Annotated in this window: 19 protein-coding genes and 2 pseudogenes; 7 read left to right on the top strand and 14 right to left on the bottom strand. The window is 71.2% G+C overall.

Translation table 11 applies throughout. The features are described 5' to 3' along the window. Positions 1–32: 32 nt before the first annotated feature. From chvE to ACFYW8_RS22670, 4 genes are all read right to left on the bottom strand, one after another. Positions 33–1,142: a multiple monosaccharide ABC transporter substrate-binding protein gene (gene chvE / locus ACFYW8_RS22685; protein WP_365871018.1), complete on the bottom strand. Its 1,110-nt coding sequence runs from the start codon at positions 1,140–1,142 to the stop codon at positions 33–35. 139 nt (positions 1,143–1,281) lie between these two features. Continuing rightward, positions 1,282–2,250 (bottom strand): hypothetical protein, encoded by a 969-nt coding sequence (locus tag ACFYW8_RS22680; protein ID WP_389078748.1) that lies wholly within the window; start codon positions 2,248–2,250, stop codon positions 1,282–1,284. 118 nt (positions 2,251–2,368) lie between these two features. Next, positions 2,369–3,373: a zinc-binding dehydrogenase gene (locus ACFYW8_RS22675; RefSeq protein WP_389078743.1), complete on the bottom strand. Its 1,005-nt coding sequence runs from the start codon at positions 3,371–3,373 to the stop codon at positions 2,369–2,371. Continuing rightward, positions 3,370–4,527 (bottom strand): mandelate racemase/muconate lactonizing enzyme family protein, encoded by a 1,158-nt coding sequence (locus ACFYW8_RS22670; protein ID WP_389078738.1) that lies wholly within the window; start codon positions 4,525–4,527, stop codon positions 3,370–3,372. Before ACFYW8_RS22670 ends, ACFYW8_RS22675 begins: the two co-directional genes overlap by 4 nt. Before the next feature lie 253 nt (positions 4,528–4,780). Between ACFYW8_RS22670 and ACFYW8_RS22665 the strand changes: the two genes are divergently transcribed. Then, positions 4,781–5,524 (top strand): hypothetical protein, encoded by a 744-nt coding sequence (locus ACFYW8_RS22665; RefSeq protein WP_389078734.1) that lies wholly within the window; start codon positions 4,781–4,783, stop codon positions 5,522–5,524. A 465-nt stretch (positions 5,525–5,989) separates the two neighbouring features. Here ACFYW8_RS22665 and ACFYW8_RS22660 read toward each other — a convergent pair whose 3' ends face one another. Next, positions 5,990–6,439, bottom strand: a complete 450-nt coding sequence (locus ACFYW8_RS22660) for a MarR family winged helix-turn-helix transcriptional regulator (RefSeq protein ID WP_389078730.1) — start codon at positions 6,437–6,439, stop codon at positions 5,990–5,992. Positions 6,440–6,560: 121 nt separating this feature from the next. Between ACFYW8_RS22660 and ACFYW8_RS22655 the strand changes: the two genes are divergently transcribed. Beyond that, positions 6,561–7,583, top strand: coding sequence for an NADP-dependent oxidoreductase (locus ACFYW8_RS22655; RefSeq protein WP_389078725.1), 1,023 nt, complete (start codon positions 6,561–6,563; stop codon positions 7,581–7,583). A gap of 40 nt (positions 7,584–7,623) precedes the next feature. On the opposite strand, the gene ACFYW8_RS22650 is transcribed toward ACFYW8_RS22655, so the two are convergent. Then, positions 7,624–7,764, bottom strand: a complete 141-nt coding sequence (locus ACFYW8_RS22650; RefSeq protein ID WP_389078720.1) for a hypothetical protein — start codon at positions 7,762–7,764, stop codon at positions 7,624–7,626. Between the two features lie 17 nt (positions 7,765–7,781). Here ACFYW8_RS22650 and ACFYW8_RS22645 point away from each other — a divergent pair, with 17 nt between their 5' ends. Next, entirely contained in the window at positions 7,782–8,609 is an 828-nt protein-coding gene (locus ACFYW8_RS22645; RefSeq protein ID WP_389078717.1) for an EI24 domain-containing protein, read from the top strand. A gap of 75 nt (positions 8,610–8,684) precedes the next feature. Here the strand turns inward: ACFYW8_RS22645 and ACFYW8_RS22640 are convergent, their stop codons facing one another. Further along, positions 8,685–10,019, bottom strand: coding sequence for a pyroglutamyl peptidase (locus tag ACFYW8_RS22640; RefSeq protein ID WP_389078713.1), 1,335 nt, complete (start codon positions 10,017–10,019; stop codon positions 8,685–8,687). 194 nt (positions 10,020–10,213) lie between these two features. Beyond that, positions 10,214–10,789, bottom strand: a complete 576-nt coding sequence (locus ACFYW8_RS22635; RefSeq protein ID WP_389078708.1) for a TetR/AcrR family transcriptional regulator — start codon at positions 10,787–10,789, stop codon at positions 10,214–10,216. A 64-nt stretch (positions 10,790–10,853) separates the two neighbouring features. Between ACFYW8_RS22635 and ACFYW8_RS22630 the strand changes: the two are divergent. The 3 genes and pseudogenes from ACFYW8_RS22630 to ACFYW8_RS22620 form a co-directional block, all read left to right on the top strand. Then, positions 10,854–11,810 (top strand): annotated as a pseudogene (locus tag ACFYW8_RS22630) (glycoside hydrolase family 3 protein); the annotation flags it as partial. Then, positions 11,811–13,085, top strand: a pseudogene (locus tag ACFYW8_RS22625) (glycoside hydrolase family 3 C-terminal domain-containing protein); the annotation flags it as partial. A 33-nt stretch (positions 13,086–13,118) separates the two neighbouring features. Continuing rightward, entirely contained in the window at positions 13,119–13,430 is a 312-nt protein-coding gene (locus ACFYW8_RS22620) for a fibronectin type III-like domain-contianing protein (RefSeq protein ID WP_389079403.1), read from the top strand. A 67-nt stretch (positions 13,431–13,497) separates the two neighbouring features. On the opposite strand, the gene ACFYW8_RS22615 is transcribed toward ACFYW8_RS22620, so the two are convergent. Further along, positions 13,498–14,472, bottom strand: a complete 975-nt coding sequence (locus ACFYW8_RS22615) for an aldose epimerase family protein (protein ID WP_389078704.1) — start codon at positions 14,470–14,472, stop codon at positions 13,498–13,500. Between the two features lie 10 nt (positions 14,473–14,482). After that, entirely contained in the window at positions 14,483–15,376 is an 894-nt protein-coding gene (locus ACFYW8_RS22610; protein ID WP_389078698.1) for an SGNH/GDSL hydrolase family protein, read from the bottom strand. Between the two features lie 309 nt (positions 15,377–15,685). On the opposite strand from ACFYW8_RS22610, the gene ACFYW8_RS22605 reads away from it, so the two are divergent. Next, positions 15,686–16,180, top strand: a complete 495-nt coding sequence (locus ACFYW8_RS22605) for a DUF3145 domain-containing protein (RefSeq protein ID WP_261702513.1) — start codon at positions 15,686–15,688, stop codon at positions 16,178–16,180. 136 nt (positions 16,181–16,316) lie between these two features. Here the strand turns inward: ACFYW8_RS22605 and fabF are convergent, their stop codons facing one another. The 4 genes from fabF to ACFYW8_RS22585 form a co-directional block, all read right to left on the bottom strand. Then, complete coding sequence (gene fabF / locus ACFYW8_RS22600; protein WP_389078694.1) at positions 16,317–17,588, bottom strand: beta-ketoacyl-ACP synthase II; 1,272 nt, start codon at positions 17,586–17,588, stop codon at positions 16,317–16,319. Between the two features lie 127 nt (positions 17,589–17,715). Further along, the gene (locus tag ACFYW8_RS22595; RefSeq protein ID WP_365871003.1) at positions 17,716–17,964 is read right to left on the bottom strand and encodes an acyl carrier protein; all 249 of its coding nucleotides are present in this window, start codon (positions 17,962–17,964) and stop codon (positions 17,716–17,718) included. Positions 17,965–18,039: 75 nt separating this feature from the next. Beyond that, positions 18,040–19,071: a ketoacyl-ACP synthase III gene (locus tag ACFYW8_RS22590; RefSeq protein WP_365871002.1), complete on the bottom strand. Its 1,032-nt coding sequence runs from the start codon at positions 19,069–19,071 to the stop codon at positions 18,040–18,042. A 4-nt stretch (positions 19,072–19,075) separates the two neighbouring features. Beyond that, positions 19,076–20,002 carry an ACP S-malonyltransferase gene (locus ACFYW8_RS22585; protein WP_365871001.1) on the bottom strand — a complete coding sequence of 309 codons (927 nt, stop codon included), beginning with the start codon at positions 20,000–20,002 and terminating at the stop codon, positions 19,076–19,078. Positions 20,003–20,063 lie beyond the last annotated feature (61 nt).

Below are 20,063 nucleotides of genomic sequence, written 5' to 3'. Positions count from 1 at the left end.
CCAATCAGTAAGAGATCAGTGGGACCGGGTGGTTACTTGAGCTCGTCCGCCGTGTAGTAGCCGCCGTCCACCAGGACCTGCGAGTAGTTGGTCTTGTCGACGCTGACCGGCTGGAGCAGGTAGGCGGGGACGACCTTCGAGCCGTTGTCGTACGTCTTGGTGTCGTTCGTCTCCGGCTTCTTGCCGTTGAGGGCCGCGTCGACCATGTTCGAGGCGACCTTGGCCAGTTCGCGGGTGTCCTTGTAGACGGTCTGCGTCTGCTCGCCCGCGATGATCGACTTCACCGAGGCCAGCTCGGCGTCCTGACCGGTGAGGACCGGCAGCGGCTTGCTCTTGGAGCCGTAGTCGTCCGACTTCAGCGCCGACAGGATGCCGATGGAGATGCCGTCGTACGGCGACAGGACCGCGTCGACCTTCTTGCTGGCGTACGACTTGGTGAGGATGTCGTCCATGCGCTTCTGGGCGGTGGCGCCGTCCCAGCGCAGGGTGGTGACCTGGGTGAGGCCGGTCTGGCCGGACTGGACGACGAGCTTCTTGCTGTCGATGTACGGCTGGAGCACGCTCATCGCGCCGCCGAAGAAGTACTTCGTGTTGTTGTCGTCGTTGGAGCCGGCGAACAGCTCGATGTTGAAGGGGCCCTTGCCGCTCTTCAGACCGAGCTTGTCGACGATGTAGTTGGCCTGGAGCTCGCCGACCTTGCTGTTGTCGAAGGACGCGTAGTAGTCGACGTTCTTCGTGCCCAGGATCAGGCGGTCGTAGGCGATGACCGGGATGTGCGCGTCCGCGGCCTCCTGGAGCACGTTGTCCAGGGACTTGTTGTCGATGGCCGCGACGATCAGCGCCTTGACGCCCTGCGTGATCAGGTTCTCGATCTGCGAGACCTGCTGCTGGGGGTCGTCCTCCCCGTAGACCAGCTTGGTCTTGTAGCCCTTGGACTCCAGGTTCTTCACGACGTTGTTGCCGTCGCCGATCCAGCGCTCGGAGGACTTCGTCGGCATCGCGATGCCGATGGTCCCGCCCTTGCTGCTGCCGCTCGTCTCTTCCTTGCTGCCGCCGCTGCCGCTCTGGCCGCAGGCGGTCAGGGCGAGGGCGAGGGAGGCGGCTCCGGCTATGGCGGTGAGGGCGGCTCTGCGGTTACGCATGATCATCATCCTTGATGTCTTGGACCGGGCTCGGTCTCGCGGAACTCGAATACTCCGGGAGCTTTGAGAGGAAGGCCGAGAGGGTGTGTTGGATTGTGCGCGACTGTGTCGGCTTGTGTGAAGGGGGTTTGTGCGAACGTTATGAGGGAGTGTCGAACCGTGAGAGCGCGCCGGGCAGCCGGGTGCCGAGCGGCGCCATGTCGCCGTCCGCTCCGTGCCGTGCCAGCAGATCAAGGGCGAGCCGGCCGCGCCGCACCCTTTCCCGGGCCGTGCTCAGGGTCAGGTCCCGCAGATGGTGTCCGTACGGATAGATCCCGGGGGTCTTGGACAGCCCGAACTTCAGGTACAGCGGTGCGCCGCGGCGGATCAGCTCGGCGACCTCGTACATCCGTATGTACCCGCCGAGATCGTCGGGGGCCTCGATGTACATGTCCATGGGGGCGGCGGAGACCCGCCGGATCTCGGTGAGATGATCGAGCGTCAGATCGCTCGGCACGTTCACCGAGTCGGCGCCGAGGTTCTCGTACACGGCGTACGAGGCCGGGTTGACCGGACCTATCAGCGCCGAGACCTTGAGGGTGGTGTCGGCCGGGATGATCCCGGCGGCCCGTGCCCGGTGCAGTGTCCACAGCACGCCCTCGTCGGCGACGAGCAGACACTTGACGCCCAGCTCCGTCGCCCGGACGGCGTCCTCGACACAGCCGGCCACCGCGTCGTGGCCGCGGGCGCGCAGCCCGCCGCCGCGCGAGTCGGTACGGGCCGAGGCGCCGATGTCCCAGATGCCGCGCGGGCCGGTGAACAGACAGAGCTCGATGTCGCGTTCACCGGTGGCCTCGACCATCTCGGTGATCTCGGCGTCGGTCAGCATCCAGATGCCGCTGCCCTGGCTGATCCGGTGGATCGGCACATCGAGCCGGGAGGACTCCTTGAGGACCACCGCGAGCGCCTCGGGCCCCTCCACGGAGGGGACCTCGGTGCGCCAGCGACCGCCACCCGGGAAGGTGTGCGGCGAGGCGTCGGCGGGGGAGAGGGCGGGCGCGCCCAGGCCGAGCGCGGCGAGCGCGCTCTCACCGGGTCGACGGGCTGCCGTAGGGGAGGCGTCGGTCACGAGCTGTCCTTCATGTTCGATATTTCGGGCGGAGTTCGCGGCTCAGGGTGTGCGGGGGCCTGGTGTACGCCGGTACGGAGCCGTCAGGAGTCTCCGTACCGGCGTACGGCTCGGATGGTCAGGGCTTCAGCAGGACCTTGCCGACCTTGGGATCACCGGACCCCACCAGCTCGATGGCCTCCGGGAACGCGGCGAGCGGCAGCTCGTGCGTCACCAGCGGCGACGGGTTCAGCAGACCGGCGCCGAACACCCGCACCGTGTGCGCCCAGGCCTCCGGCGGCGCCCCGAACACGGTGTGCACCTCCAGCTGCCGTACGACGAGATCGGTCGGGTCGAGACCCTCGGCACCCGGCGCCGGGATCCCCGTGAGGACCAGGCGTCCGCCGCGCCGCAGCAGGGAGGCGGCGGTGCGCGCGGCGGACGCGGACCCGGCGGTCTCGATCACGACGTCGAAGTCGTCCGGGAGTTCCTGGTCCCTCGTACGGAAGTCGGTGGCGCCGAAGTCCTTCGACAGCGCGGCCCGGTCGGGGCGGGTGCCCACCACGAGCAGCTCGGCCGGCGAACCCGCCTTCAGGAACTGCACGGCGAACATCCCGAGCGTCCCGGTGCCCACCACGGCCACGCGCTCACCGGGCCGCGCGTTCGCCTTGAGCGCGGCGGCCGCGATGCAGGCGGCCGGCTCCAGCAGGGCGGCGGCGGTCAGATCGGCGTCGTCGGGCAGCACGTGGAGCAGCCGCGCCGGCAGCGTCAGCGTGCCCGCCATCGCGCCGGGCTGGGTGAACCCGGTCTCCTCGTACCCGGCGGTGCACAACGTTGTCTCGCCCGCGTGGCAACGGTCGCAGACCTGGCAGTTGCGGAAGCCCTCACCGACGACCTTGCGGCCGACCAGCGCCCGGGGGACACCGGCGCCGACCTCCTCGACGGTCCCGGACCACTCGTGACCCGGGGTCAGGGGGTAGCGGACGTAGCCCTCGGGCCGGTTGCCCTGGTAGACCTCGCGGTCGCTGCCGCAGATGCCGACCGCGTGCACCCGTACGAGCGCCTCGCCCGCCGACGGCCGGACCGGCTCGTGCGGGATCAGCCGGTGCTCGCCCGGACCCTCGACGACGACCGCGGTGCTCACTTCGCCCCCTTGGGCTTGCGCTGCTCCCAGCCGTCGGCCCACAGGTCGAACCGGGCCTGCTGCTGCGGGAACTCGGCCGCCGCGTCCACGTCCAGCTCGACGCCCAGACCGGGCTCGTGGGACAGCTCGAAGTAGCCGTCGACGACCTGCGGGGCGCCCTTCACGACCTTCTTGATCTCCGCGTCCGCGAAGTCGTTGAAGTGCTCCAGGATCTTGAAGTTCGGCGAGGTGAAGCCGACCTGGAGCGAGGCCGCGGTCAGTACCGGGCCGCCGACGTTGTGCGGCGCGACCAGGACGTAGTGCGCCTCGGCGGTCGCGGCGAGCTTCCGGGTCTCCCAGATGCCGCCGATGTGGCCGACGTCGGGCTGGATGATGTCGACGGCCTGGCTCTCGAAGAGCTCGCGGAACTCGACGCGGTCGTGGATGCGTTCGCCCGTGGCGACCGGGATGTCGACCTTGGCGGCCACCTTCTCCAGCGCCTTGAGGTTCTCCGGCGGAACCGGCTCCTCCAGCCACGCGGGCTTGAAGGGCGCGAGCTCGTTGGCCAGCCGGACGGCGGTGGACGGCGAGAAGCGGCCGTGCATCTCCAGCATCAGCTCGGTCTCGGGACCGATCGCGTCGCGCACCGCCTCGATGAGCGACACCGAGTAGAGGGTGGCCGCGTGGTCGAGCTCGAAGTGGCCGGTGCCGAAGGGGTCGATCTTGAGGGCCTTGTACCCTCGTGCGACGACCTCCTGCGCGGCCTTGTGATAGGCCTCCGGGGTCCGTTCGGTGGTGTACCACCCGTTGGCGTACGCCTTGACCCTGTCGGTGACCTTGCCGCCGAGGAGCTGCCAGACCGGCACCCCGAGCGCCTTGCCCTTGATGTCCCAGCACGCCATCTCGATGACCGCGATGCCGGACATCACGATCTCGCCGGCGCGTCCGTAGTCGCCGTACTTCATCCGGCGGACCAGGTCCTCGACGGCGAACGGGTCGGAACCGAGAATATGGTTGGCCTGCGCCTCGTGCAGATAGCCGAGCAGCGCGTCGGTGTGGCCCAGCATGCGGGTCTCGCCGACTCCGGTGATGCCCTCGTCGGTGTGCACCTGGACGTAGGTCAGGTTCCTCCAGGGTGTCCCGACCACGTGTGTGGTGATTCCCGTGATGCGCACGGCAGATGCCCCCTGTGCTTTCGGCTCTGTTCGAAATTTCGTCACACGTTCGAAATGCTGGCGTGACAGTAAGGACGCGGCCCCGGGAGTGTCAATGGGTCGCGCGCATAACGGTTTCGACGCGATGGGCGCAGGATGGTGGGGAATGGTCGGGGGTGTCGGGGTCCGACGGACCGGAATCCTGGATTCCGCACAGAATCTTCACAACTGCGCCTAGGAACGTTACCGGCGGTGACCCTAGTCTTCCCGCGTCATGGACTACTGCCACGTGTGCCGAAGGCACCTCAACGGCGCCCTCGCCTGTCCCGGGTGCGGCACCCCGGTCGACGAACTCGGCGCGGACGCCGAAGACGCCGACGCGCGCCCGGAACCGGGCGCCGACGCGTACCGCGGTGAGGACGGCGGCACCGAGGGGCGGGCCGCGCGACGGCGCGGAGGCCGTGGCCGGGACGCCGGGAGTCCGGGCGGCGCGCAGGGCCCCGACGCCCCGGCCGGCACCAGCAGGCGTGACCGCAAGGCCGCGGCGCACCGCCGGCGGCGGCGGCGCACCCTGTACGTCGCGGTGGGCTTCGTCCTCGCGGCCGGCGGTCTGAGCCTCGCCGAACTCGGCGTCGACGCACCCGGACTGGGCCCGGGCCCCGCGGCGGCCGGAGGCGAGTCGCCGGACGGCTCGGCCTCCTCGGCGGCGTCCTCGCGACCGAAGAGCTCCCCGTCCGGCTCCGCCTCGGCGACCCGCGAGTCCGGCTCCTCGTCGTCACCCTCCGGATCGGCCCCCGTATCCGCCTCCGCGTCTCCCGCGGCGGCCGGCGAGAAGAGCGCAGGGGGTGGGTCGGCGAGCGCCGGCACGCTCCCGGGCCGTTCCGCCTCGGCCCCGGCGACCGGCTCCTCGAACCCCAGGACCTCGGCCCCCGCCACTACGGCGCCCACGACGTCGGCGCCCACGCCGACCCCCTCGTCCTCGGACGCGTGCAACCACGTCTTGTGGTGGTGCGCTTGACGCCCTCACCTGCCCGAGGGCAGGTGATTCCGGTCCGTACTGCTCCGCAGTACCACCATGGGTTCCTGTTTCACGGGCCTCTGCCGGCCGGTGAGGTCGGTCTTGCGTGGCCTCCGCAGGCCTGACTTCCCGCCCGTCCGGCGGTAGGTCGGACAACTCCGTTGTCCGACAAGGTGATTCTGCCGTGCCGCTGCGGCTCTCCGGGCCGCTATAGGCAGGATGCCCTTCACCTCCACCCTGAGGGTGGAGCACTGAGTAAATGTTCGGTAGCGCCTGCCGGTGCACAAGCTGGGCCCGCGACGGTCCGACACGCCGGTGACAAGGCCCCACGCCCGTCACGCGGCGGTCCCTTTCCGGGGCGTCCTCGGCGATTTTCCCCGCCGGGCCCCGGTGGACCCCGGTCGGTCACCGCCCCTGCGCAGTGAGACGTTCCGGTCCACCGCGCCGGTGCCGGCGCAGGCGTTCTCAGCCGCTGGCGGCGTCATCGCCCAGCATGCGGCGCAGCAGGTCGCGCAACGCCAGCCGTTCCTGGTCGGAGAGCTCCGCCAGGGGTTCGCGGGCGAAGTCCAGCGAGTCGCGCAGCCCCCCGGCGATCCTGCGCCCCTCGGCCGTCGCCGCGGCCAGTTTCACCCGGCGGTCCGCCGGGTCGGGGCGCCGTTCCACCAGTCCGCGCGTCTCCAGCCGGTCCACGATCCCCGTGACGTTGGACGGCTCGCACTTCAGCTTCTGTGCCAGGCGCCGCATCGGCAGCGGCTCCAGCGAGAGCAGGCTCAGCAGCCGCGCCTGCGCGCCGGTGAGGGCGTGCTCGGCGGCGGCGTCCTCGTACTCCTCGTGATAGCGGGCCACGACCGTGCCGATCAGTTCGACGACCTCCATGGTCAAAGGGTCGATCCGTGGTCTCTTGTGGGTGGCCATGCCTCCGAGCCTACCGGGTTACTTGACATCATGAAATATTGAGGCGCATGGTTGTTTCAGGTACTGAAGCATTCGTGAAGCACCAGAGCCGCTCGCCGGTCACCGTGAAAGGCGCAATCTCATGTCCGAGACCCCCCAGCTCCCCTCCGTCGGCCGCGAATGGCACCTGGTCAGCCGTCCCGTCGGCTGGCCCAAGCCCGCGGACTTCGCCCTGGTCGAGGCCGAGGTCCGGCAGCCGGGTCCGGGCGAGGTCCTGGTGCGGAACGCCTACGTATCCGTCGACCCGTACATGCGGGGCCGCATGAGCGCCGCCAAGTCCTACGTCGCCCCCTTCGAGCTGGGCAAGACCATGCAGGGCGGCGCGGTCGGCGAGGTCATCGCCTCGAACGCCGAGGGCATCGAGGCCGGCGACCACGTACTGCACTTCCTCGGCTGGCGCGAGTACGCCGTCGTGGACGCCAAGCAGGCCGTCAAGGTGGACCCCGAGGCCGCGCCGCTCTCGACGTACCTCGGCGTCCTCGGCATGACCGGCCTCACCGCCTACGCCGGACTCCTGCGCACCGCCTCCTTCAAGGAGGGCGACTCCGTCTTCGTGTCCGGCGCCGCCGGTGCCGTCGGCAGCCAGGTGGGCCAGATCGCCAGGCTCAAGGGCGCCTCGCGTGTCATCGGCTCCGCCGGGTCCGACGAGAAGGTCAAGCTGCTGGTCGAGGAGTACGGCTTCGACGCCGCCTTCAACTACAAGAGCGGCCCGGTCTCCCGGCAGCTGCGCGAGGCCGCCCCCGACGGCGTCGACGTCTACTTCGACAACGTGGGCGGTGACCACCTGGAGGCGGCCATCGGCTCGCTGAACCGGGACGGCCGCATCGCGGTCTGCGGCATGATCTCCGTCTACAACGACACCGAGCCGGCCCCCGGGCCGAGGAACCTGGCCCGGCTGATCCAGACCCGCGGCCGTATCCAGGGCTTCCTCGTCGGCGACAACTACGACCTCCAGCCGGAGTTCGTCCAGGAGGTCGGCGCCTGGGTCCGCTCCGGTGAGCTGAAGTACGCCGAGACGGTCGTGGAGGGCATCGAGAACAACGTGGAGGCATTCTTCGGCGTCCTGCGCGGCGACAACATCGGAAAGATGATCGTCAAGCTCTGACCCGGCCCACGGGCTGTCACCCACACTCGAACCGGGTCCGTCACCGGCGCTGGACGCCGAGTCCGTGCCCGCGCCGGGTGCCGGGTGCCGGGCGCCATGGTCCGTAGTGGATGCCGAGGCCGTTCTCGTCGTGCGGGGTGCCGAAGCCGTTACCGCCACGCGCTGGGGTCGGCCCCGGCACCCCGATAAAGTTGCCCCATGCGCGATCTTGGGGTGGGCTTCGGCTATTTGCTGCGCGGCCAGCGGTGGGTGGCCCGGCACGGGAGGAGTTACGGGTTCGGGCTGGTGCCGGGGCTCATCACGCTCGTGCTGTACGCGGCGGCTCTCGTCGCCCTCGGCATGTACGGGGAGGGCTTCGTCACCTGGGCGACACCGTTCGCGGACGGCTGGACCAGCCCCTGGGCAGGCCTTTTCCGCGGCTTCCTCACCGCGGTGCTCTTCGGTCTCGCCCTCCTCCTCGCCGTCCTCACCTTCACCGCGGTCACCCTGCTCATAGGCCAGCCCTTCTACGAGAACCTCTCGGAGAAGGTCGACCGCGACGTCTCCCCGGACGGCACGGCCCCCGAGTCGGGGCTGCCGCTCTGGCGTGAACTGTGGATCTCCGCGCGCGACAGCCTCCGCATCCTCGTGCGGGCCCTCGTCTGGGCGGTCCTCCTCTTCGCGCTCGGCTTCGTTCCGTTCATCGGACAGACCGTCGTCCCGGTGCTCGGGTTCTTCGTCACCGGCTTCTTCCTCACCGAGGAACTCGTCGCCGTCGCGCTGCAACGCCGTGGCGTCGACCTGAGGGCGCGCCTCGCCCTGCTCCGTTCCCGCAAGACACTGGTCTGGGGCTTCGGCACGCCGCTGGGCCTCGCCTTCCTCGTTCCGTTCGTCGCCGTCTTCCTGATGCCGGGCGCCGTCGCGGGCGCCACCCTGATGGCCCGGGACCTGCTCGGCGAGGAGATCGACGAGAGCGGCGAGAGCGGCGAGGGCGAGACCGACGACGACTCCGAGGGGGCGTCCGAGGGGCAGCGCGCCACCTCGTGACCTGGTCGGACGGGCTACGGGTTGTCCGTGCCGCCGGCGCCCACCTGGTGCGGTTCGGCGGTGCCGGGCTCGGCGTCACCCCCGCGCTCGCTCCGTCCCGCTGACGGCCGGGGCGGACGCGTCCGCGGCCACCGTCAGGATCGCCCGCACCTGCGCGATGATGTCGAGACGGTTGCGCACGAACTCGGGGTCCGTCACCGTCCCGGTCGCCGGGTCCGTGTTGTCTGCGCCGAACTGCAGGACGGGCGTGTGCACATGCCCGCAGGGCAGGCTCGCGCCCAGGCCGAGGCGGTCCCGCAGCAGGGTCGCCCGGTAGGCGATCTCGTTCGACAGATAGTCCCCGCCTCCACCCGCGCGGGCCTGCGATCCCGGGGTCGGCCCGTCGGGGCGCACCACGGGATCGGTCCCGCCCGCCGGGATCTCCGTCACCGAGGTGTGGTCGTAGACGGGGAAGCGGCCCGTGTGCGCGGCGACGATCCGCGCGTACGGGAGGGACGTCGTCGTCCACTGGGGCTGCGAGGCCGGATCGGTGACCGGGACGGTCCCCGTCACCGAGACGTTGTCGTTGTCGGGGAAGCCGCCCCGCCAGGCCCCGTTGGTCCGCTCCACGTCGAACCGGCCGACGCGCCCCTGGCTGACCGTCGTGAACAGGTCCACCCGCGGGAGGTACGGCCGCAGGGTCCGCTCCACCGTCCCCTCCCCGGAGCCGGACCCCGGGGAGGTGTCCCCGCTGAAGTCCTGCCAGCGGACCGGGAACACGACGGTCTCCACCCGCGCGGGACCGTCGGCCGTCCGGATCGTCGTGCCGTCGAGAGCGAGCGCGGTCGCCCCGGACGGGTTGGAGATCCGGATGTCGCGGTCGAGCGTGAACGGGTCGAAGCCGGTGACCAGGATGCGCTTCATCCCCTGGTGGGGCCCGGTGCGCGCCGGGTACCGCACGGAGTCCTGGCCGCGCGAGGTCCGCTCCAACTCGTCCAGCAGCCGGGCGCGTCGGGCATCCGTCAGCCCGAACCCGGGTTCCCACCCGCGCACTTCGCGGGTCATGCCGAGCCGCGCCCAGTACAGCGGCCGGTCGTCGTCCCGGCTCAGGTCCCCGCCCGCCGGGCCCCGGCCCTGCGCCCGGTCGACCGCCCGCCGCCACAGCCGGGCACCCTCCCGCGCCACGATCCGCTCGGCCCGCGCGTACGTGGCGGCCCGGCCCAGCGCCCGGACGAACTCCGGTGCCACCGTGTCGAATCCGGAGCGCCGCAGAATCTCCTGGGGCGCCGCCCCGTCGAGCCGCCGCTCCTCGGTCGAGGGGGTCCGGGCGGCGGGAATCCCGGCCGGCGTCGCCGTCGCGGCGGGTGTCACGGTGAGTCCCGCCAGCAGTGCCAGTCCGAGGACACCGATCCGAACGCGTAAGTGGGTCAAGGGATTTCGGGCCTTCCGTCAGGTGGGGGGGTGCTGCCGGACGGCGGCAGTATCCCGTGACGTGGGGGCGTCCACCATGGCGCGGGGCGGAAGTGGCCGAAGGGCATGGGCCGTTGTCCGGGACGGACGGACCGGTGTTGCGGCGGCCCCGGCGGACGCCCTCGCCCCGTGGCCTCGATGGCCTCGCGAGACGGTCAGTCCTCGCCCAGCAGCGTCAGGAAGTCCCGGAACGCGGCCGGCATGTCCACCGACTCCGGGTCCAGCAGCCACTGGTACTGCAGCCCGTCCATCACGGCGACGAGCAGGGGGGCGGCGCGCTCCGGCGTGAGACCGCTCGGCAGCCGCTCTCCGTACTCGGCCCGCAGCACCGAGGCCATGCTCGCGCGCACCGCGGTGTAGCGCCGGGTGAAGAACTCGCGGGCCGGATGCCCCTCCGTGACGCTCTCGCCCAGCAGCGCCGCGAAGGTCTGGATGATCGCGGGCCGCATGGCGTTGTACTCGACGAGCGACACGAGCAGATCGGCCCGCCAGGTGGTGTCCGGCAGGGCGTCCCACTGGTCCCGCTCCTTGAGGACGGCGACGAGCAGGGCCTCCTTGGTGGGGAAGTGGTGCAGCAGACCCTGCTGGGTGAGGCCCACGCGCTCGGCGACAGCCGCGAGGCTCGCGCCCCGGTAACCGCGCTCGGCGATCACCTCCAGCGTCGCGCGCACGATCTCCGCGCGCCGCTCCTCGCTCCTGGTCCTGGTCGCCATGGCGTCACCGTACGGCATCCGATCACCCCCGTCATAACGGCCACGTCACGAAACCTACCGCTCTACAGGTGGCGGATGCAGGATGGGGGAGACCGACGGCTTTCAACGAGGAGGTGCCGCGATGGCGGAGACTGCGGTGGAGACGGCGAACGACCGGAAGACGGCGAACGACCGGAAGACGGCGAACGACCGGAAGGACGCGGAGGCGGACGCGGCCCGCGAGGCCGTCGTCGAGGCGGCCCTCGGCCGGCTCGACCTGGACGCGAAGGCCCGGCTGCTGTCCGGCCGGAACATGTGGACGCTGCCCGCGCTCCCCGAGATCGGGCTGAAGCCCCTCGTGATGTCGGACGGCCCGATCGGCGTACGCGGCGTCCGCTGGACCGCCGACGACCCCTCCGTCGCGCTCCCCTCGCCCACCGCGCTGGCCGCCACCTGGGACCCGGACCTGGCCCGCCGCGCCGGCGTGCTCCTCGCCCAGGAGGCCCGCCGCAAGGGTGTCCACCTGCTGCTCGCCCCCACCGTCAACCTGCACCGCTCCCCGCTCGGCGGCCGCCACTTCGAGGCCTACAGCGAGGACCCGCTCCTGACCGGCGTGATCGGCGGCGGCTATGTCCGGGGCGTGCAGTCCGGCGGCGTCGGCACCACCGTCAAGCACTTCGTGGCGAACGACGCCGAGACCGACCGCTTCACCGTGAACAACCTCGTCTCCGAACGTGCCCTGCGCGAGCTGTACCTGGCGCCCTTCGAGGCCATCGTCGAGAACGCCCACCCGTGGGGGATCATGACGGCCTACAACTCGGTCAACGGCACGACGATGAGCGAGCACCGCCATCTCGTGAACGAGGTCCTGCGCGGCGAATGGGGCTTCGACGGCTTCAACGTCTCCGACTGGACGGCCGCCCGCTCCACCGAGGCCGCGATCGAGGGTGGCCTCGACGTCGCCATGCCCGGCCCCCTGACCGTCTACGGCCCGCCGCTCGCCGCCGCCGTGCGCGCCGGCGAGGTGGCGGAGGCGACGGTCGACGCGGCCGTCCGCCGTGTGCTCCGCCTCGCCGCCCGCGTCGGCGTCCTGGACGGTGCCGAGCCCGTCGTGACCGAGCCTCCTGCGACCGTGGACGGGGAGGCGCTGGCCCGCGAGATCGCCCGCCGCGGCTTCGTCCTCGTCCGCAACGAGGGTGCCCTGCCGCTCGCCGGGGGCCACCGGGTGGCCCTCATCGGAGCCGCCGCCCGCGACGCCCGCGTGCTCGGCGGCGGCTCCGCCACCGTCTTCCCGGCCCGGATCGTCTCGCCCCTCGACGGTCTCACCGCCGCCCTCCCCGAGGGCGGCCTGACGTACGCCGTCGGGGCCTACCCGACCGTGGAACTCCCCATCGCGGACAAGGGCTTCGAGCTGCGCGCCGTCTGCCGCGACGCCGCCGGCGAGATCATCGCCACCGTCTCCGCCCCGAACGGCCAGATCCAGTGGACGGGTGACGACCTGCCCGAAGGAGTCGCCCTCCCCCCTGCTTCCGACTCCGCTCAAGCAGGGGATACCCCCAGCGTCCTCCGCACCGTCGAACTCACCGGCACCTTCACCCCGTGCGACAGCGGCCCGCACACCTTCGGCGTCAAGGGCCTCGGCGCGTTCACCCTCACCGTCGACGGCACGACGTACTTCGACGACGTCCAGGGCGCCGACAAGGACGACCCCTTCGTGACGTTCTTCGGTGCCCCGGTCCCGCACGGCAGGCCCGAACTCACCGCGGGCGAACCGGTCGAGGTCTCCCTCACCCACGTCGTCGCGCGCCCCGAGGGAACCCCGATGACGGTCGTCGGCTTCTCGCTCGCCCACCAGGAGCCCGTGCGCGACGCGGACGAGCTGATCGCCGAGGCCGTCGAGGCCGCCCGCGCCGCCGACACCGCCGTCGTCGTGGTCGCGACCACCGAGCGCGTCGAGTCCGAGGGCTTCGACCGGGCGGACCTCAGGCTCCCCGGACGCCAGGACGAACTGGTGCACGCCGTCGCCGCCGCCAACCCGAACACCGTCGTGGTCGTCAACTCAGGATCCCCGGTGGAACTCCCCTGGCGGGAGGAGGTCGCGGCCGTGCTCCTCAGCTGGTTCCCGGGCCAGGAGGGCGGCGCCGCCCTCGCCGACGTCCTCACCGGCGCCCACGAGCCGGGCGGCCGCCTCCCCACCACCTGGGGCTCCCTCACCGACGCCCCGGTCACCCAGGTACGCCCCGTCGACGGTGAACTCCCGTACACCGAGGACGTCTTCATCGGCTACCGCGCCTGGGAGAAGGAGGGAAGGACCCCCTCGTACGCCTTCGGCCACGGCCTCGGCTACACCGACTGGACGTACGAGTCCATCGAGGTCGAGGGCACGACCGCCACCGTCCGCGTCCGCAACTCAGGTGAGCGCGCCGGGCGCGAGGTCGTCCAGGTCTACCTCGCCCCGGCGGAACCCGGCACCGAGCGCCCCGTCCGAGTGCTCGCCGGTTTCGCGGGGGTCGAGGCCGGGCCCGGCGAGAGTGCCGAGGCCGTCGTGGAACTCCCGCGCCGCGCTTTCGAGATCTGGGACGCCACCGCGAAAAGCTGGGCGTTTGTGAAGGGTTCGTACGAGGTTGAGGCAGGCCGTTCCCTCGCGGACCGTCGTCTGAGCAGGATCATCGAGGCGTGACCGGCAAGCGCCCGATCGGCGAGCCCCGGCCCGGAACCTGACATCCGGACCGGGACTCGCCGTCCCTCTAGGACCGCACGGAGAACCCGTACACCGTCTCCGACCTGTACACATCGCCCGGCCGCAGCTCCGTGCTCGGGAAGTCCGGCCGGTTCGGGGAGTCGGGGAAGTGCTGGGTCTCCAGCGCGATGCCGTCGTTGGGTGCGAAGGGGTCGCTCAGGTGGTCGGCGGTGTAGAGCTGGAGACCGGGTTCGGTGGTCGCGACGGTCAGCACGCGCCCGGACGCCGGATCGTGCAGCTCGGCGACCTCCGTGGGAGCGCCGGTGATCCCCTTGTCGAGCACGTAGTTGTGGTCGTATCCCGCGCCGGTCTTGCGGGACTCCCGGAAGTCGAACCGGGTGCCCTCGACCGGGTCGAGTTCCCCGGTCGGGACGAGGTCCGCGTCCACCCGCGTCAACCGCGACGCGTCGAGGCGGAGTTCGTGCCCGAGCGCGCTGCCGGAGCCGCTCAGGTTCCAGTACGTGTGGTTCGTCAGGTTCACCACGGTCGGCGCGTCGGTGACCGCCTCGTAGGCGATCCGCAGCGCGCCCCGCTCGTCGAGCGAGTACGTCGCCGAGACCTCCAGGCGCCCCGGGAAGCCCTCCTCTCCGTCCGGGCTGACCCGGGAGAGCCGCACCCCGTGTTCGAGCGGCTCCGCGTCCCACACGCGCTTGTCGAAGCCGCCGTCGCCGCCGTGCAGCGAGTTGGGCCCGTTGTTCGGGTCGAGCCGGTAGGTCGCTCCGTCCAGCGAGAAGCGGGCGCCGCCGATCCGGTTCGCGTACCGCCCGACCAGGGCCCCGAGATAGGGCTCCGGGTGCGCCACGTAACCCGCCAGACCGGGGAAACCCAGCGTCACGTCCACGGTCCGCCCGTCCCGGTCCGGCACCTCGGCCGACTGCACGATCCCGCCGTACGTGAGCACACGCACCCGGACCCCGGCGCGCTCCAGCGTCCAGCGGTGGACCGGGGTTCCGTCGGAAAGTGTGCCGAAAAGTTCACTCATGAGGGAAACCCTAGGTCACGGGTTCGCGTGCCGTGACGGTCCGGTAGGCGATCTCCGCGAGTCGCGCCTGTCCGTCCCTGCTCGGGTGGAACCAGTCCCAGTGGCTCAACTGGTCCGTGCCGAAGTGGTAGTCGAAGACCGCGTCCCCGTCGAAGCGGCAGCGTCGGTCCTTGGAGCACACCTCACGCAGCACCTGGTTGTACGCCTTCACCCGGTCCCGCACCTGCCCGCGCCGCAGGGTCGCCGCAGCGCCCAGCGAGTCCGCGTCGCCGAGCATCGAGGGGCAGATCCCCAGCTTCCAGACCTGCTTGCCCAGCGGATTGCCGCGTCCCTGGGACCACAGGCGCTTCAGATCCGGCACGCTCGACACGTACACCTGGCTCCTGGGCAGTGCCCGGCGCAGGGTGCCCATCGCGTCCTGGAACTCGGCACGGAAGTCGGCGACGTCCGTCATCGCCGAGGCCGAGGAGCGGCAGGCGTCGTTGGCGCCCGCCATGACGGTGACCAGCTCCGGCCTGCGGGTCGCCGCCTGCGCCATCTGTCCGGGGAGGTCGGCCATCCGCGCGCCGGTGACCGCGTAGTTCCAGCTGCGCTCGGCCGCCCCGGTCGCGCCGAGCAGCCGTACGGCGAGACTGTCGACCTGCGGGTCGCTGCCCGTCGCCCACGACACCTCGGGGCAGTCGGACAGCACGCTGCACGCGTCGAACCCGCGCGTGATGGAGTCGCCGACCGCCGCCATGGAGTCCGGGCTGCGGTCCCAGACCGGCGTGGGCTTCGGGGACGGCCGGGTCCCGCTGGACGCGGAGGAGCCGCCACCGGTGGCGTCGCACGCGGCGACGCCCAGGAGCGCCACCGCCGCGGCGACGGCGAGGACGGCCCGTGAACGGTGGCTGCGATTCCGCATCCCCTGGTCTCCTCGTTCGTTGTACAGGGTTGGTCGGCACCCGTCCCGCGCGGTCGGTCGCACCACGTCGTACACGGTCGGTCGCACCGCGTCTCCATGGGGCGGCCGTCTCCACCCGGGAGGCAACCCCGTACCCCCGACAGGGGGGTCCGGACGCGTCCCGCCGGGTGAAACCTCGGAGGTTCACGGCGCTTGGACCGACGGTACGTCACACTCCTTGCGCCGCCGCAGGGTAGCCTCGCCACGTGGCCGCCCTGCCACTGCCGTTCCGCTAAGTTACAAGATGTCTCGCTCTGTCCGGAGGCCCCAGTGACGACACGTGGAGTTCTCTACGTGCACTCCGCGCCCCGCGCGTTGTGCCCTCACGTCGAGTGGGCGGTCGCGGGGGTGCTCGGCACGCGCGTCAACCTCGACTGGATCCGGCAGCCCGCCGCCCCGGGTACCTGGAGATCCGAGTTCTCCTGGAAGGGCGAGGTCGGCACCGCCTCCAAGCTCGCCTCCGCGCTGCGCGGCTGGCACCTGCTGCGCTTCGAGGTCACCGCCGAACCGTGCCCCACCGCCGAGGGCGAGCGCTACAGCTGCACCCCCGAGCTCGGCATCTTCCACGCGGTCACCGGCATCCACGGCGACATCCTCATCCCCGAGGACCGGCTGCGCGCCGCGCTGCTGCGCTCCCAGCGCGGCGAGAGCGACCTGGAGGCCGACCTCGCCAAGCTCCTCGGCAAGCCCTGGGACGACGAGCTGGAACCCTTCCGCTACGCGGGTGAGGGCGCCCCGGTCCGCTGGTTGCACCAGGTGGTGTGACGCTCCGTCAGGGGCCTGCCAGGGGCCTCCGTCAGGGACGCGGGGCTCAACCCGACCGAAGAACGAACGGCGTGTGGCCCGTACCCCTGGAACCAGGGGTACGGGCCACACGCCGTTCGGAACAGGGAACCCGGCGTCAGACGGAACGGAACGCCAGCACCACGTTGTGCCCACCGAAGCCGAACGAGTCGTTCAGCGCGGCGATACGGCCCTCGACGGGCAGCTTGCGCGCCTCGCCGCGGACGATGTCGGCGGCGGCCTCCGCCTCGGGGTCGAGGTTGTCCACGTTGATGGTCGGCGGCGCGAGACGGTGGTACAGGGCCAGCACGGTCGCGACCGACTCGACGCCACCGGCGCCACCGAGGAGGTGACCGGTCATCGACTTGGTCGCGGAGACCGCGAAGTGGTCGGCCTCGTCGCCGAACACCTTGCGCAGCGCCTTCAGCTCGGCCACGTCACCGGCCGGCGTCGAGGTGGCGTGCGCGTTCACGTGCACGATCTCGGCCGGGTCCAGGTCGGTGTTGTCGAGCAGGTTCTGCAGGGCGCGCGCGATGCCGCGGCCCTCGGGCTCCGGCTGCACGATGTCGTGCGCGTCGGCAGAGATGCCCTGGCCGACCGCCTCGGCGTACACCCGGGCGCCGCGCTTGGCGGCGTGCTCGGCGGACTCCAGGACGACGACGCCGGCGCCCTCGCCGAGAACGAAGCCGTCACGGGCGACGTCGTAGGGGCGCGAGGCACCCTCGGGGTCGTCGTTGTTCTTGGACATCGCCATCATGTTGCCGAACGCGGCGATGGGAAGCGGGTGGATGGCCGCCTCGGTGCCACCGGCGACGACGACGTCGGCGCGGCCCGTGCGGATCATCTCGATGGCGTAGCCGATGGCCTCGGCGCCGGAGGCGCAGGCGGAGACCGGGGTGTGCACACCGGCGCGGGCGCCCACGGCGAGCCCCACGTTGGCGGAGGGACCGTTCGGCATCAGCATCGGGACGGTGTGCGGGGAGACACGGCGTACGCCCTTCTCCTTCAGCACGTCGTACTGGTCGAGCAGGGTCGTTACGCCACCGATGCCGGAGGCGATGACCGTGCCCAGCCGGTCGGGGTCGACGCTCGGGTCCTCGCCCGCCTTGTCGGTGAAACCGGCGTTCGCCCAGGCCTCCTTGGCCGCGATCAGCGCGAACTGCGCCGAGCGGTCCAGGCGACGGGCCTGCGGGCGGGGAATGACCTCGCCCGGCTCCACGGCGATCTGCGCCGCGATACGGACAGCCTGGTCGGCGGCCCACTCCTGCTCGAGGGGGCGTACGCCGGAACGTCCGGCGATCAGGCCCTCCCAGGTAGAGGCTGCGTCGCCACCCAGCGGTGTGGTTGCGCCGATACCGGTGACGACCACGGTGCGATTGGTCGGGCTCACGGGAATTCTTTCTCCAACGGATACGAGGATTCAGCGGCGCCACCGCCGGGTGGCGGGGCATCAGCCCAGGGGAACCAGGGCACCAGGCCCCGGTGAACCCGGACGGTCGGCCCAGGTGACCGGAAGATCAGGCCTGGTTCTTGAGGATGTAGTTCGTCGCGTCGCCGACGGTCTTGAGGTTCTTGACGTCCTCGTCCGGGATCTTGACGTCGAAGCGCTCTTCGGCGGCGACGACGACCTCGACCATGGACAGCGAGTCGACGTCCAGGTCGTCGGTGAAGGACTTGTCCAGCTGGACGTCCTCGGTGGGGATCCCGGCGATCTCGTTGACGATCTCGGCGAGACCTTCGACGATCTCTTCCTGAGTGGCGGCCATGTCAGGCGCTCCTTCGGTGTGTTTCCAGAGGGGTGGCGGTATTCCGTACGGACCGGATGATCCGGTACGGAGTGCCTAGGGGAGGGTAACGACCGTCGCGGCGTACACGAGACCCGCCCCGAAGCCGATGACGAGCGCGGTGTCGCCGCTCTTCGCCTCACCGGTCGCCAGGAGCCGCTCCATTGCGAGCGGGATCGAGGCGGCCGAGGTGTTGCCGGTGGTGCGCACGTCACGCGCGACCGTGACGTGTCCCGGCAGTTTCAGCGTCTTCACCATCGAGTCGATGATCCGCTCGTTGGCCTGGTGGGGAATGAAGACATCCAGGTCGTCCGGCGAAAGTCCGGAGGCTTCCAGCGCCTCCTTGGCGACCTTCGCCATCTCGAACACGGCCCAGCGGAAGACCGCCTGGCCCTCCTGCGTGATGGCAGGGAACTTGATCTCGCCCTTGGAGTCGAGCGGGAGCGCGGAGACGTCGCCGACCCTGAAGCGGTCCCACGGCACGGTCTGCTTGATCGTGCCGGCCTTGTCGCCCTCGCTGCCCCAGACCGTGGGGCCGATGTGCGGCTCCTCGGAGGGACCGACGACGATCGCGCCCGCGCCGTCGCCGAACAGGAAGGCCGTCGCGCGGTCCTCCAGGTCGGTGAGGTCGGACAGCCGCTCCACGCCGATGACGAGGACGTACTCCGCCGAACCCTCGACGATCATGCCCTTGGCGAGGGTCAGGCCGTAGCCGAAGCCCGCGCAGCCGGCCGAGATGTCGAAGGCCGCGGCCTTGTTCGTGCCGAGCTTGTCGGCGATCTCGGTGGCGATGGCCGGGGTCTGGCTGAAGTGCGACACGGTGGCGACCACCACGGCGCCGATCTGCTCGGCGCTGATCCCGGCGTCGGCGATGGCCTTGCCGGACGCCTCGATCGACATCGCGGCGACGGTCTCCTCGTCGGAGGCCCAGTGCCGGGTCTCGATGCCCGAGCGCGAGCGGATCCATTCGTCGGACGAGTCGATCGTCTCCAGGATCACCTCGTTGGGCACCACCCGGACAGGACGGTAGCCGCCGACGCCGAGGATGCGCGCGAAAGGAGCTCCCTTGGGGGCCTTGATCTTCGACATGCTCTCAGGCTCCTTGGGCCGCGCTGTGCTCGGCGATGAGCTCGCGAGCCGCGTCGAGGTCGTCGGGTGTCTTCAGGGCCAGCGTCGCGACGCCGGGCAGCGCGCGCTTGGCGAGACCGGTCAGCGTGCCGCCGGGGCACACCTCGATCAGCGCGGTCGCGCCGAGCTTCTGGAAGGTCTCCATGCACAGGTCCCAGCGGACCGGGTTGGCGACCTGGCCGACCAGACGCGAGACGACCTCGGCACCGGAGGCGACGGCCTGACCGTCCCGGTTCGAGACGTAGGTGACCCGCGGGTCCGCCGGACTCAGTTCCTCGGCGGCCTTGGCCAGCGCCTCGACCGCGGGGGCCATGTGGACGGTGTGGAACGCGCCCGCCACCTTCAGGGCCACGACACGGCGGACGCCCTCGGGCTTGTCCGCCTCCAGGGCGGCCAGCTGCTCCAGCGTGCCGGCGGCCACGATCTGGCCCGCGCCGTTCACGTTCGCCGGGGTCAGCCCCAGCTTCTCCAGGTGCGCGACCGTGGTCTCGGGGTCCCCGCCCAGCAGTGCCGACATCCCGGTCCGCGTGATCGCGGCGGCGTCGGCCATCGCCAGGCCGCGCTTGCGTACGAGGGACAGCGCGGCGGTGTCGTCGAGCACGCCCGCGAACGCGGCGGCGGTGATCTCGCCCACGCTGTGGCCGGCGACGGCACCAGGGGTCACGTCACCGAGTGCCGCGGCGGACAGCAGACCGGCGGCGACCAGGAGCGGCTGGGCGACGGCCGTGTCGCGGATCGCGTCCGCGTCGGCCTGCGTGCCGTAGTGGGCAAGGTCGAGCCCGATGGCGTCCGACCACGCGGCGAGGCGTTCGGCGGCACCGGGGAGGTCGAGCCAAGGAGTCAGGAAGCCGGGCGTCTGAGCGCCCTGGCCGGGAGCGACGAGTACGAGCACTCTCACACTCTCTCTTGTGGACGGCCACGGCCGCCCGTGGGGACAGGGACGAAGAACACGA

Source organism: Streptomyces sp. NPDC002742 (assembly GCF_042888885.1).
Classification (GTDB): domain Bacteria; phylum Actinomycetota; class Actinomycetes; order Streptomycetales; family Streptomycetaceae; genus Streptomyces.
Note: the sequence above shows the minus strand (reverse complement) of the source record. Positions and strands in the feature narration are given on the sequence as shown.

Bases quoted from the DNA above. Each gene is read 5' to 3' on its own strand.
- chvE (WP_365871018.1), bottom strand. From the start codon at position 1,142: ATGCGTAACCGCAGAGCCGCCCTCACCGCCATAGCCGGAGCCGCCTCC.
- ACFYW8_RS22665 (WP_389078734.1), top strand. From the start codon at position 4,781: ATGGACTACTGCCACGTGTGCCGAAGGCACCTCAACGGCGCCCTCGCC.
- ACFYW8_RS22660 (WP_389078730.1), bottom strand. From the start codon at position 6,439: ATGGCCACCCACAAGAGACCACGGATCGACCCTTTGACCATGGAGGTC.
- ACFYW8_RS22655 (WP_389078725.1), top strand. From the start codon at position 6,561: ATGTCCGAGACCCCCCAGCTCCCCTCCGTCGGCCGCGAATGGCACCTG.
- ACFYW8_RS22645 (WP_389078717.1), top strand. From the start codon at position 7,782: ATGCGCGATCTTGGGGTGGGCTTCGGCTATTTGCTGCGCGGCCAGCGG.
- ACFYW8_RS22635 (WP_389078708.1), bottom strand. From the start codon at position 10,789: ATGCCGTACGGTGACGCCATGGCGACCAGGACCAGGAGCGAGGAGCGG.
- ACFYW8_RS22615 (WP_389078704.1), bottom strand. From the start codon at position 14,472: ATGAGTGAACTTTTCGGCACACTTTCCGACGGAACCCCGGTCCACCGC.
- ACFYW8_RS22610 (WP_389078698.1), bottom strand. From the start codon at position 15,376: ATGCGGAATCGCAGCCACCGTTCACGGGCCGTCCTCGCCGTCGCCGCG.
- ACFYW8_RS22595 (WP_365871003.1), bottom strand. From the start codon at position 17,964: ATGGCCGCCACTCAGGAAGAGATCGTCGAAGGTCTCGCCGAGATCGTC.
- ACFYW8_RS22590 (WP_365871002.1), bottom strand. From the start codon at position 19,071: ATGTCGAAGATCAAGGCCCCCAAGGGAGCTCCTTTCGCGCGCATCCTC.